General features: G+C 46.2%; 7 protein-coding genes and 20 tRNA genes. 2 read left to right on the forward strand and 25 right to left on the reverse strand.

The window, feature by feature from the left end:
- Window positions 1-281 precede the first annotated feature (281 nt).
- Window positions 282-1,040, forward strand: a complete 759-nt coding sequence (locus LCM00_RS24285) for a TraR/DksA C4-type zinc finger protein (RefSeq protein WP_224906796.1) — start codon at window positions 282-284, stop codon at window positions 1,038-1,040.
- A 64-nt stretch (window positions 1,041-1,104) separates the two neighbouring features.
- On the opposite strand, the gene LCM00_RS24290 is transcribed toward LCM00_RS24285, so the two are convergent.
- Genes LCM00_RS24290 through glgB form a run of 5 tightly spaced genes read right to left on the reverse strand, consistent with a single transcriptional unit; the run spans window position 1,105 to window position 9,038 of the window.
- On the reverse strand, window positions 1,105-3,513 hold the full coding sequence (locus LCM00_RS24290) for a glycogen/starch/alpha-glucan phosphorylase (protein ID WP_224906799.1): 2,409 nt from the start codon (window positions 3,511-3,513) through the stop codon (window positions 1,105-1,107).
- Between the two features lie 4 nt (window positions 3,514-3,517).
- Window positions 3,518-4,954, reverse strand: a complete 1,437-nt coding sequence (gene glgA, locus LCM00_RS24295; protein WP_224906801.1) for a glycogen synthase GlgA — start codon at window positions 4,952-4,954, stop codon at window positions 3,518-3,520.
- Complete coding sequence (locus LCM00_RS24300; protein ID WP_224906803.1) at window positions 4,951-5,979, reverse strand: GlgC family sugar phosphate nucleotidyltransferase; 1,029 nt, start codon at window positions 5,977-5,979, stop codon at window positions 4,951-4,953. Before LCM00_RS24300 ends, glgA begins: the two co-directional genes overlap by 4 nt.
- A gap of 25 nt (window positions 5,980-6,004) precedes the next feature.
- On the reverse strand, window positions 6,005-7,150 hold the full coding sequence (locus tag LCM00_RS24305) for a glucose-1-phosphate adenylyltransferase (protein WP_224906805.1): 1,146 nt from the start codon (window positions 7,148-7,150) through the stop codon (window positions 6,005-6,007).
- Entirely contained in the window at window positions 7,092-9,038 is a 1,947-nt protein-coding gene (glgB, locus tag LCM00_RS24310) for a 1,4-alpha-glucan branching protein GlgB (protein WP_224906809.1), read from the reverse strand. The genes LCM00_RS24305 and glgB overlap by 59 nt, the downstream gene beginning before the upstream one ends.
- Before the next feature lie 192 nt (window positions 9,039-9,230).
- Between glgB and LCM00_RS24315 the strand changes: the two genes are divergently transcribed.
- On the forward strand, window positions 9,231-9,428 hold the full coding sequence (locus tag LCM00_RS24315; RefSeq protein WP_224906807.1) for a hypothetical protein: 198 nt from the start codon (window positions 9,231-9,233) through the stop codon (window positions 9,426-9,428).
- 195 nt (window positions 9,429-9,623) lie between these two features.
- Here the strand turns inward: LCM00_RS24315 and LCM00_RS24320 are convergent.
- From LCM00_RS24320 to LCM00_RS24415, 20 genes are all read right to left on the reverse strand, one after another.
- Window positions 9,624-9,695: transfer RNA gene (locus LCM00_RS24320), tRNA-Glu, on the reverse strand.
- 3 nt (window positions 9,696-9,698) lie between these two features.
- Window positions 9,699-9,789 (reverse strand) — tRNA-Ser (locus tag LCM00_RS24325).
- A 4-nt stretch (window positions 9,790-9,793) separates the two neighbouring features.
- A tRNA-Asn gene (locus tag LCM00_RS24330) sits at window positions 9,794-9,868 on the reverse strand.
- Window position 9,869: 1 nt separating this feature from the next.
- Window positions 9,870-9,946: transfer RNA gene (locus LCM00_RS24335), tRNA-Ile, on the reverse strand.
- 4 nt (window positions 9,947-9,950) lie between these two features.
- Window positions 9,951-10,024 (reverse strand) — tRNA-Gly (locus tag LCM00_RS24340).
- Window positions 10,025-10,031: 7 nt separating this feature from the next.
- A tRNA-His gene (locus tag LCM00_RS24345) sits at window positions 10,032-10,107 on the reverse strand.
- A gap of 32 nt (window positions 10,108-10,139) precedes the next feature.
- A tRNA-Phe gene (locus LCM00_RS24350) sits at window positions 10,140-10,215 on the reverse strand.
- 29 nt (window positions 10,216-10,244) lie between these two features.
- Window positions 10,245-10,320 (reverse strand) — tRNA-Asp (locus LCM00_RS24355).
- A 5-nt stretch (window positions 10,321-10,325) separates the two neighbouring features.
- Window positions 10,326-10,399 (reverse strand) — tRNA-Met (locus tag LCM00_RS24360).
- 168 nt (window positions 10,400-10,567) lie between these two features.
- A tRNA-Ser gene (locus tag LCM00_RS24365) sits at window positions 10,568-10,660 on the reverse strand.
- Window positions 10,661-10,674: 14 nt separating this feature from the next.
- Window positions 10,675-10,751: transfer RNA gene (locus LCM00_RS24370), tRNA-Ile, on the reverse strand.
- Window positions 10,752-10,757: 6 nt separating this feature from the next.
- Window positions 10,758-10,834, reverse strand: a tRNA-Met gene (locus LCM00_RS24375).
- A gap of 26 nt (window positions 10,835-10,860) precedes the next feature.
- A tRNA-Ala gene (locus LCM00_RS24380) sits at window positions 10,861-10,936 on the reverse strand.
- A 15-nt stretch (window positions 10,937-10,951) separates the two neighbouring features.
- Window positions 10,952-11,028: transfer RNA gene (locus LCM00_RS24385), tRNA-Pro, on the reverse strand.
- Between the two features lie 117 nt (window positions 11,029-11,145).
- Window positions 11,146-11,222, reverse strand: a tRNA-Arg gene (locus LCM00_RS24390).
- A gap of 19 nt (window positions 11,223-11,241) precedes the next feature.
- A tRNA-Leu gene (locus LCM00_RS24395) sits at window positions 11,242-11,330 on the reverse strand.
- Window positions 11,331-11,336: 6 nt separating this feature from the next.
- A tRNA-Gly gene (locus LCM00_RS24400) sits at window positions 11,337-11,411 on the reverse strand.
- 9 nt (window positions 11,412-11,420) lie between these two features.
- Window positions 11,421-11,505, reverse strand: a tRNA-Leu gene (locus tag LCM00_RS24405).
- Between the two features lie 23 nt (window positions 11,506-11,528).
- Window positions 11,529-11,604: transfer RNA gene (locus tag LCM00_RS24410), tRNA-Lys, on the reverse strand.
- 9 nt (window positions 11,605-11,613) lie between these two features.
- A tRNA-Thr gene (locus LCM00_RS24415) sits at window positions 11,614-11,689 on the reverse strand.
- Window positions 11,690-11,732 lie beyond the last annotated feature (43 nt).

Raw genomic sequence — 11,732 nt, forward strand, 5'->3', positions numbered from 1 at the left:
AAAAAGGATAAAAAATGATTAAAAAAGCCAGTTTACCGACCAAAATAGGGAAGGTAATCTGGCTTTTTTGTTTTAAGTCATGTTAAGAGTTGAAAAATGGGTAGATTTTCAGTGGCCTCCTACTCTGCAGAGGGCTTTTTTGCGGTTGTCTTCACCATGTTTCATTGGCTGAATAAAGGGTAATTTCTAAGCAAGGCAAATGGGCCTGCATAAACTGTCAGCTTAGCCGGAGACGGCCTTTTATTCTAATAAATACTATTAATGGAACAGGATGTGGAACAATGATTACCAAGGATCAGATCAAAGAACTGAAATCTCAGCTGGAAGAAGATAAGAAGACCATTGAAGAACAGCTGGACAGTGACACGAACAGCCGCTTTGACAATGAAAGCGCAAGAGATTCAGTCGGTGAGCTTTCAATGTACGATAACCACCCCGGCGATGCGGGCACTGAGCTTTTTGAAAGAGAGAAGGACCAGGCAATTGAAGAGCATCAGAACGAGGAATTGGATAAAGTGAACACAGCCCTCCAGGCAATTGAGGATGGCACTTATGGAAAATGCAAGGAGTGCGGAAAGGACCTGCCCTTTGAAAGGCTCGAGGCAGTCCCAACGGCTTTATATTGTGTTGATCATGCTCCTTCACAGCATCCAGCATCAGACCGGCCTGCAGAAGAAGATGTGCTGAGTCCCAATCATGATAACCATTTTAATTTTGATGACTACAAAGACATTAATGATGAGCAGGACAGCTTTGTACAGGCTGCCAGCTATGGCACTTCCGAAACACCGTCCGATTTCAATGGCCAGCATGAGGATTATAACAGCCTCTATGATACAGATCATAATGATGAAGGATTCACTGAAGAATATGAGACCTTCAGTGCGACTGACATAGACGGTAAAAATCGAAGGGTTGTCCGCTCCGATACAGAAGAGCAATATCAGCAGGAATTAGAAGATGAAAACCTGGACGCGCCGTTCGGCAAAGTCCCTTATAAAAAAGGGGACAGCTATCTGGAGGATAAGGAAAACGACTGACAGCTGAAAAAGCGGCAAACAAAAGGCCTGGGGGAAACCAGGCCTTTTGTTTGCTTCTGCAAAATTATTTAGAGGAATGGCTCGCTGCCGGCTGGATATGCCAAATTTCTTCTGCATATTCACGGATGGTCCGGTCGCTGGAGAAATGACCTGATGCTGCAATGTTCATCAGGCTTTTCCGCTGCCAGCCAAGCCGGTCTCCATAGGCAATAGCTGCCTGTTTCTGTATGGCGGCATAGGAATCGAAATCCCGGAGGACAAAATATTGATCATTATGCATCAGCAGCGAATCCGCGATGCTTTCAAACTCATCTCCGGCATAGGGAAAAAATCCATTGGTCAGCTGATTGATGATGGTGCTGATCCTTTTATCAAGATGATAATAGTCCATTGAACGGTATTCTCCATTCTGCTGATAGCGGAGAACATCTTCAGCAGCCAGCCCGAAAATGAAAATATTCTCTTCCCCCACCCTTTCCAGTATCTCCACATTGGCGCCGTCCAGAGTACCGACGGTAAGAGCCCCATTCATCATGAACTTCATATTGCCAGTTCCTGATGCCTCCTTGCTGGCAGTGGAAATCTGTTCACTGATATCTGCAGCAGGGAATATTTCTTCGGCAAGGGATACCCGGTAATTTTCAAGAAATACGACTTTAATCAGCTTATTCGCAGCAGAGTCATTGTTCACTTTTTCAGCAACCGTATTGATTAGTTTGATGATCTTTTTCGCATAATAATAGCCCGGAGACGCCTTAGCACCAAATATGAAAGTCCGGGGCTGAATGTGGGAATCTCCCTCTTTGATCCTATTATACATATGCATGATATGAAGCACATTCAACAGCTGCCTTTTATAGGCATGAAGCCTTTTTACCTGTATATCAAAAATAGATGACGCATCAATGGAAAGGCCTGTCTGCTGCTTGATCCGGCGGGCAAGCCTTTGTTTATTCTCCTCTTTGATCAGCTCGAGCTCCAGCAGCATACTGCTGTCTTCCGCAAATTTGGCCATTTCCCCCAAGCGCTGGGGCTCCTTTATCCAGCCGGGACCGATTGCTTCTGAGATCAGTCCCGCAAGGCGGGGATTGGAATTCAGCAGCCACCGCCTGTGTGTAATGCCATTGGTTTTATTATTGAATTTTTCAGGGAATAATTCGTAAAACTGTTTCATTTCCCTATGTTTCAGTATTTCTGTGTGAAGAGCTGCCACACCATTGACACTGTGGCTTCCGGCAAGGGCCAGATGCGCCATTCTCACCTCTCCATCGGAAATGATGGCCATAGACTGAATCCGCTCCCAATCACCGGGATACTTTTCCTCCAGTTTCAGGCAGAATCGCTTGTTGATTTCTTCTGCAATCATATAAATCCTTGGAAGAAGAGGCTGAAACAGGCGGATCGGCCATTTTTCCAATGCTTCAGAAAGCGTCGTATGATTTGTATAGGAAATCGTTGAAACCGTAATCTTCCATGCTTCCTCCCAGGCCATCTCTTCTTCATCTACGAGAATTCTCATCAATTCAGGAATCGCAAGGACCGGATGGGTATCATTTATATGGATGCTGATGAACTGATTGAAATCCTTCATATTTCCATGCTGCTTTTTAAAGGACTCTATAATTGACCGGATACTTGCTGACACAAGAAAATACTGCTGTTTAAGACGGAGGATCTTTCCTTCATCATGTGTGTCATCCGGATACAGGAATTCAGAAATCAGCTCTGTTTCCCTTTTATACTGCATGATATTTTTATGCTGGGGAAAAGGAGAAGGCTCTGCACTCCAGAGCCTTAATGTATTGACTGTCTCAGTTTGGTACCCTGCAACCGGCATATCATACGGAACAGCAGTAACCGTCTCGCCAGGCAGATGCCTGAAAACCAGCCTGCCTTCTTCCTCACTGCATTCCACTCTTCCCCAGAAAGGGATTTCCACTGCAGAATCAGCCTTTCTAATTTCCCAGACGTTTCCATGCCTCAGCCACTGTTCCGGCAGCTCGACCTGATATCCGTCAACAATCTTCTGCTCAAAAAGCCCATGCTTATAGCGTATACCGCACCCATGCCCTGGCAGATCGAGCGATGCAAGGGAATCAAGGAAACAGGCCGCAAGCCTGCCAAGCCCCCCGTTGCCCAGGCCCGCATCGGGCTCTGACTCTTCAAGCCCGCCCAGTTCAATGCCAAGGTCCTGCAGCCCTTCCTCAACAACTTTATGAATGCCGAGATTGAGCAGATTATTGTGCAGCAGCCGCCCAAGAAGGAATTCAATGGATAAATAATAAACCTGTTTTTGCTTGATCATCCTGCTGCGCTCATTTGTGTAGATCCAGTTCATGCTGACATATTCCCTCACCATATGTCCGAGGGTCTGGTACTGATCGCGCTTCGTGCTGTCAGGAAAGCTTTTTCCACTGGTCATTTCAAGCCTTGTCAAAAAGACCTCCTTGAACTCTTCCTTATCCGAAAACATCCTCTCACTCCCCTGAAACAAGCCCTTCGTAAAGCTTGCTGTACTTGAACGCAGACTGGGCCCAGCTGTAATCCAGGCTCATCGTCCTCTTGACCAGCTCTTTCCACTCTTCTTTCCGGCTATAAAAGTAAATGGCCCGATTGATGGTATGGAGCATATCGTGAGCATTAAAGTTAGTAAAAGAGAAGCCGTTTCCTTCTCCTGCATCCCCATTATATGAATGGACTGTATCGTTTAATCCCCCAGTCTCCCTGACGACCGGAATCGTCCCGTACCTCATGGCGATCAGCTGTCCGAGGCCGCATGGCTCAAACCTCGAAGGCATCAGGAATAGATCAGCCCCTGCATATATTTTATGGGCCAGCTCCTCATTAAAGCGTATGTACGCTCTTACCTTTTCCGGATATACCTGCTCCATCCCGGCAAAAAATTGTTCAAATTCTTCTTCTCCGGTGCCGAGGACAACGAATTGTACCTCCTCTGACATTAGCTCCTGAAAGACACACTTTACGAGATCAAGGCCTTTTTGGCTCGTCAGCCTGGTAATCATCGCAATAATAGGCACTTCAGGCTGTTCCGGGAGGCCCGCCAGCTTTTGAAGGCTGCGCTTATTCTTGCCTTTATTTGTTAATAGATTCACATTATATGGCGCAGCAATCATCTGATCATTTTCAGGATCATAAAAATCAGCATCAATTCCATTAAGGATGCCTGTCAGGTCCTCGTCCCGCAGCCTCAGCAGCCCATCAAGCTTCTCTCCGTAATATTCATTCTGAATTTCAGCTTTATAGGTTGGACTGACGGTTGTTATTTTATCGGCAGATGTAAGGGCAGCCTTCATAAAATTGATGCAGCCATAAAATTCAAGCTGCTCTGCATTAAAACAAAGCTCATCAAGGCCAAATAAGTCAGTAAGCGCCTCTTTTGGCATAATGCCCTGGAATTGAAGATTATGAATGGTAAACACGCTTTTTATAGAAGCATATTCCTTTGCATGTCTGTATTGAACATTCAGCAAGAAGGGGATCATCCCTGTATGCCAGTCATGGCAATGGATAATATCAGGATAGAAATCCAGCTCTCTAATGCTTTCCAGGACCGCCCTGCTGAAGTAAGCAAATCTTTCTCCATCATCAAAATATCCGTATAGCTGATCCCGCAAAAAATAATACTCGTTATCGACAAAATAAAAAATGACACCGTCATGGACAAGCTCTTCGATTCCGCAATACTGATTCCGCCAGCCCACAGAAACGCTGAACTCCCTGATCTTTTTCATTTTCTTTTTATAGGTGTCCGGTATGCTCCCATACTTAGGCAGCACAATTCTAACGTCCGTCCCCAGCTTTTTCAATTCTTTCGGCAGGGAGCCTGCCACATCGGCAAGCCCTCCTGATTTTACGAATGGTACACACTCAGATACAGCGAATAAGACTTTCATGAATTCATCAGCGCCCCTTGTATAGTTCCTTTCCGGATTACGATCGGCTGGACAGGGGATCCTTCCATGACAGTCCCTGGTTCAATTCTGACATCTTTGTCGATGATGACTGAATCCAATATACAGTTTTCACCGATCTGGCATTTTTGCATAATGATGCAATTTCTCACAACTGACCCTTTCCCGATTCTGACTGCCCTTGAGATGATGCTGTTTTCGACCGATCCTTCTATAAGGCATCCGTTTGCCACCATGCTGTTCTTGACCCCTGCGCCTTTCAGATACCTTGCAGGCGGCTCATCCTTTACCTTAGTATAGACTGGCTGATCTTTGCGGAACAGCTTGTGGAATGTTTCGGGCTCAAGCATGCTCATGCTTGCCTGGTAGTAGTTTTCAATCGAGTCGATTCTTGCAACATGTCCGGTATATTCGTAAGTGCAGACTTTATACACATGATTCAGGTCGGCTGCAATATCACTCATGCAGGAGTAGCCCGTTTCATTTCTGTTTTCGATGAATTCGATTAGCTGGGAGGTTTTTACAAGGTACATTTCAAGAGATCTTCCGTTATGCCTGAGTTCCGTAATGTCACATCCGGACTGGATGTGCCTTTCAAGGGCCGGCCGAAAATCCATATTAAGAACCGTATAGCAATTTGCTATTAAAGAATATTCCTGATTGCTGCGGTAGAAATAATCAAGGTTAGCTGCAAAATGATTGAAGGAACCTACCCCCTGCCGAGGCCCATCAAGGAGCGGCGATGGAAAGAAAAAGAGGCCGTCTCTTTTCCTGTTCAAATCCCAGTTCTTTCCTGAACCAAGATGGTCCATCAGTGACCTGTATTGAAATTTCGGGAAAATGGCCACACTGGCAATCCCTGAGTTAACCATGCTCGAGAGAACAAAATCAATCAACCGGTAGCGGCCAGCAAAGGGCACTGCCGCAAGAGAGCGGTGGACTATCAGTTCCTCCAGTCCTTCATGATAGGTTGTTGCATCTATAACACCCAGCAATCTCTTATTCAACTATATCCCCTCCTGATTTATATTCTTATGAATGGATTTCCTTAATCATTTCTTCTGTCACCAGGATTATTTCACCCTCATTTTTATCATCCCTGATAACTGTTCCGTCCGGTATATACATTTCAGAAGGAACAATTGCTCTTTCAATAAAGACATTCTTCCCGATGACAGCATTCGGCATAATGACCGATTCTTTTATAATCGAGCCCGCCTTGACCTCAACTCCCTGAAACAGGACCGTTTTATAAATTTCCCCTTCTATTACACAGCCTTCATTGATCATCGACTCATCCACTTCCGCCATCGGCGCGATATATTGTGGCGGATGGTTGGGATTCACAGAATAGATCCTCCAGGAATAATCATTCAGGTCCAGCTGGCAATCATCATCCAGCAAGTCCATATTGGCTTCCCAAAGGCTTTGAACAGTCCCCACATCCTTCCAGTAACCGTTGAAGGGATAGGCATAGAGCCTTTTGCGGTCATTCAGAAGCTTTGGGATGATATCCTTTCCGAAGTCATGCGAGGAATCCTTATCCAGATCGTCCAGTTCCAAATATTCCTTTAGTACGTCCCATTTAAATATATAAATTCCCATCGAGGCCATATTATTTCTCGGGTTCTCCGGCTTCTCATCAAATTCTGAAATACTCAGATCATCGTTCGTATTCATGATTCCGAAGCGGCTGGCTTCCTCCCAGGGAACTTCTTTGACGGAAATAGTGGCATCAGCATTCTTATCAATATGATAATCAAGCATCAGGTCATAATTCATCTTGTAGATATGATCGCCTGACAGGATGAGCACATACTCGGGTTCATGCTGCTTAAGGTAGTTGATATTTTGAAAGATCGCACTAGCCGTGCCTGTATACCACTTGACTTCTGAAGATTCGGTATATGGCGGCAAAACGGTTACCCCGCCATTCATTCTGTCCAGATCCCAGGCGCTCCCTATCCCGATATAGGAGTTAAGTACAAGAGGCTGGTATTGGGTCAGTACACCGACTGTATCAATCCCTGAATTAGTACAATTGCTCAAGGTGAAATCAATGATCCTGTATTTGCCTCCAAATGGTACAGCTGGCTTTGCAAGGTTTTCAGTCAAAGCGTTAAGCCTTGACCCTTTTCCCCCTGCCAGCAGCATTGCCACACATTTTGTCTTTGCCATTTCCTTTCCTCTCCTTTCGGTGTTTAACAGGACGCAAGATAGTAATGCCAAACGGCGGGATAGCCATTTGAATTGAATAAGGCCGGCCATGGTATTCCAGTTCCTCTGTTTTGACGACCTTTTTGTTGATCCAGCCGGATCCACCATATTCCTCCTTATCGCTGTTGAAGATTTCCCTGTAGCTTCCGGCATGCGGGACTCCGATTCTGAAATTTCGATAAGGGTCTGCTGTAAAGTTGCATACTGCAATAAGGTGTTCACCCTCGGCACCACTGAAGCGGACAAAAGAGAAAATAGATTGTTCCCGGTTATCTGCATCAATCCACTCAAAGCCTTCATGGAGATGATCCAGTTCAAACAAGGGCTTGGATCTCCTGTAAAGCCGTATCAAATCCTTGGTGTACCTGTTTGCTTTCTGATGCATCTCATAATCCAGCAGATTCCAGTCAAGCTCTTCCGAATCTTTCCATTCAGAAAATTGGGCGATTTCAAAGCCCATGAACAGCAGTTTCTTTCCGGGATGTGCCATCATATAGCCCAGGAGCAGCCGGAACTGGGCAAACTTTCTCCAATAATCCCCCGGCATTTTATTGAGGAGAGACTTCTTTCCATGTACAACTTCATCATGAGAGAGAGGTAATATATAGTTCTCCTTGAACGCGTATAAGAGTGAAAATGTAATATTGCCATGCTTTCCGGATCTCGCCTCTGGACTGGTTTCCATATATGCCAGTACATCATTCATCCAGCCCATATTCCATTTGTAATGAAAGCCAAGGCCCCCATAATGGGCAGGAGAGGTCACCTGGGGAAGATTTGATGAATCTTCAGCTGCTAAAAAAATGGAGGGATCATATTGCCTGATTGTGCTGTTGAGCTTGCGGAGGAACTCAATTCCAAACGGGTTCTGATGCTGCTCATGGGAGTTGGGCCAATAAATGATATTAGATACAGCATCCATCCTGAACCCATCTATATGATAGGTTTCAAGCCAGAATAAAGCATTGGAGATTAAAAAGCTCTGCACTTCATTGCGGCCCAGGTCAAAGTTTGAAGTGCCCCATACATAATTCTCCCTATCCTTCTCGTTCTTATATTCAAAAAGATGGGTTCCATCAAAATTATAGAGTCCATGGGCATCTTTGCAGAAATGGCCAGGAACCCAATCGAGGATGACACCAATGTTATGCTGATGGCATTGATCAACAAAATACATCAAATCCTGTGGCTCTCCATACCTGCTGGTCGGAGAAAAATACCCTGTTCCCTGATAGCCCCAGGAGGCGTCGAGCGGATGCTCGACAAGAGGGAGCAATTCCACATGTGTGAAACCATGTTCAAGGGCATAGGGCACAATTTCATCCGCCAGCTCCCTGTAATTCATCAGCGTGTTATCATTTTTCCGTCTCCACGTTCCGGCATGCATTTCATAGATGACTGCCGGTTCTGCGAAGGTATTTTTTTTCATCCTGCCTTTTAGCCATGATTGATCATTCCATTTATAGCCTTCAAGGGGCCATACAACTGAAGCAGTGCCTGGCCTCTTCTCAGAATAGAAGGCATATGGATCAGCTTTGTGCAGCCTGGTTCCTCCATGTGTCAATATTTCATACTTATAAAGGCAGCCTGCCAAATCATTCTCAATTACTATGTGCCATACCCCTTCATTATTCATTCTATGTAATTTAAAATTTTTCCCATTCCAGCTGTTAAAGTCCCCAACAACCCTGACCTCCTTAGCATTAGGAGCCCATACAGCAAACCTTGTGAGGGTTTTGCCATCTTCATATATCAAGTGGGCACCAAAAAGGCGGTGGCTGTCAAAAAGGGTGCCTTCATGAAATAAATGCATTTGATAGTCGGTGGGAAACATCGTTTTCACAGCCATCCTTCTCTCCAACAGATTTAAATTCATTAACTTTCTTTTTTATATTCGTCCTCTATAGGAAAATACCTTGTAATATTTTTTTAAATCTTTCGATATTTTCTCTTATAATTCGATTATTTTTGTAAAACTTGAGATGATTTTAACGGAAAATGCCTATAATAAGCATATGAATGTATGAAGGGAGGATTGAAGATGGCAAATCAAGAAGAAGAATTTCTCCTCCGGGAAAAACAGGGTACCGGAGGAAAGCTGCCGCTGTTCGGTCCTGCAGATGGAAAAATCCTGGCGACGGGGGATATGTTCCGGGGCCCTTATACAGGGATCACATCGGATATAGATTTAAACAATCCGGGAAACCGGCTGCAAAATAAAAAAAATATTCCAGATTAAGAATCAAGCTGTTGGAAGAATAAAAGCGCAAGCGCCTTGATCAACCTTAAGGAACTCAGATAAGGATGCCACGTCCTGTGGCAACATCTGCATGACCCCATCCGGGGAGGACTCGGCACAACTGCTTATATATTCCTTAACAAAGAAAAATCCATACAAAAAAGCTGCCAGCATACTGCTGACAGCTTTTTTGTATGACCCCTACGGGATTCGAACCCGTGTTACCGCCGTGAAAGGGCGGTGTCTTAACCGCTTGACCAAGGGGCCTTATGGCGGAGAAGGAGGGATTTGAACCCTCGCGCCGGTTGCCCGACCTACACCCTTAGCAGGGGCGCCTCTTCAGCCACTTGAGTACTTCCCCATATTGGCTCCGCAGGCAGGACTCGAACCTGCGACCGTTCGGTTAACAGCCGAATGCTCTACCACTGAGCTACTGCGGAATGGTGGGCCTAAATGGACTCGAACCATCGACCTCACGCTTATCAGGCGTGCGCTCTAACCAGCTGAGCTATAGGCCCACTTTGGAGCGGGTGATGGGAATCGAACCCACGACATCAGCTTGGAAGGCTGAGGTTTTACCATTAAACTACACCCGCAATTATATGGGGCGACTGATGGGAATCGAACCCACGAATGTCGGAACCACAATCCGATGCGTTAACCACTTCGCCACAATCGCCACTATTCAATGCTATTTGATAAAATAATAAATGGTGGCTCAGGACGGAATCGAACCGCCGACACAAGGATTTTCAGTCCTTTGCTCTACCGACTGAGCTACTGAGCCATAACGTGTATTGATTTTTAAGTTAAAAATGGCGGTCCCGACGGGAATCGAACCCGCGATCTCCTGCGTGACAGGCAGGCATGTTAACCGCTACACCACGGGACCAGGTATTGCGGGGGCAGGATTTGAACCTGCGACCTTCGGGTTATGAGCCCGACGAGCTACCGGACTGCTCCACCCCGCGACGATAAAAATATAATTTTGCTTTGTTCCTGAATATTTTTTTGCATAAGACTGTCCCGGTCTCAGGAAGTGAACCAAGCAGCGGCTCAACCGGTACAACTCGCAGTCTTTTCAGTGAAGTATTGCTCGTTGCTCCACCCCGCGACGATAAAAGTAATTCAAAATATAATGGAGGAGGTAGAGGGATTCGAACCCCCGCGCGGTGTTACCCGCCTGTCGGTTTTCAAGACCGATCCCTTCAGCCAGACTTGGGTATACCTCCATAATTCAAGTAAGTGGTGGACCTTGTAGGACTCGAACCTACGACCGGACGGTTATGAGCCGTCTGCTCTAACCAGCTGAGCTAAAGGTCCTTAATTTGGTAGCGGCGGAGGGGATCGAACCCCCGACCTCACGGGTATGAACCGTACGCTCTAGCCAGCTGAGCTACACCGCCAAATCAAGTATTCTCATAAGGTTATATGGTGGAGCCTAGCGGGATCGAACCGCTGACCTCCTGCGTGCAAAGCAGGCGCTCTCCCAGCTGAGCTAAGGCCCCATATCTATTTTAAAATGGTCGGGAAGACAGGATTCGAACCTGCGACCCCTTGGTCCCAAACCAAGTGCTCTACCAAGCTGAGCTACTCCCCGTCATGTAAATGATAAGCGTAGAATTGCTTCAGTGCTTCCTTATTCACATCATCCTGCACATGGCAGTCAGGTGTTCACTCGTTGGCTTATATTCTTGCTTTCATTACATTAATAGTATGGCGCGCCCGAAAGGAGTCGAACCCATAACCTTCTGATCCGTAGTCAGACGCTCTATCCAATTGAGCTACGGGCGCATATTTAAAATGAATTGAATGGTGCCGAGGACCGGAATCGAACCGGTACGGTAGTCACCTACCGCAGGATTTTAAGTCCTGTGCGTCTGCCAGTTCCGCCACCCCGGCAATCTCTGGAGCGGAAGACGGGATTCGAACCCGCGACCCCCACCTTGGCAAGGTGATGTTCTACCACTGAACTACTTCCGCATATAAAATTGGTGCGGGTGAAGGGAGTCGAACCCCCACGCCTTGCGGCGCCAGATCCTAAGTCTGGTGCGTCTGCCAATTCCGCCACACCCGCATAATTTATTACTAGAGATTGAATGGTGAGCCATGAAGGACTCGAACCTTCGACCCTCTGATTAAAAGTCAGATGCTCTACCGACTGAGCTAATGGCTCATTTGAAACTGGTGCCGGCTAGAGGACTTGAACCCCCAACCTACTGATTACAAGTCAGTTGCTCTACCAATTGAGCTAAACCGGCAAATATGGTGGAGGATGACGGGATCGAACCGCCGACCCTCTGC

The sequence above is a fragment of the Bacillus infantis genome (assembly GCF_020171945.1).
Taxonomy (GTDB): Bacteria; Bacillota; Bacilli; order Bacillales; family Cytobacillaceae; genus Bacillus_AB; species Bacillus_AB infantis_A.

Coding starts and splice junctions, on each gene's coding strand:
- LCM00_RS24315 (WP_224906807.1), top strand. CDS start 9,231: ATGGCAAATCAAGAAGAAGAATTTCTCCTCCGGGAAAAACAGGGTACC.
- glgB (WP_224906809.1), bottom strand. CDS start 9,038: ATGGCTGTGAAAACGATGTTTCCCACCGACTATCAAATGCATTTATTT.
- LCM00_RS24290 (WP_224906799.1), bottom strand. CDS start 3,513: ATGTTTTCGGATAAGGAAGAGTTCAAGGAGGTCTTTTTGACAAGGCTT.
- LCM00_RS24305 (WP_224906805.1), bottom strand. CDS start 7,150: ATGGCAAAGACAAAATGTGTGGCAATGCTGCTGGCAGGGGGAAAAGGG.
- glgA (WP_224906801.1), bottom strand. CDS start 4,954: ATGAAAGTCTTATTCGCTGTATCTGAGTGTGTACCATTCGTAAAATCA.
- LCM00_RS24285 (WP_224906796.1), top strand. CDS start 282: ATGATTACCAAGGATCAGATCAAAGAACTGAAATCTCAGCTGGAAGAA.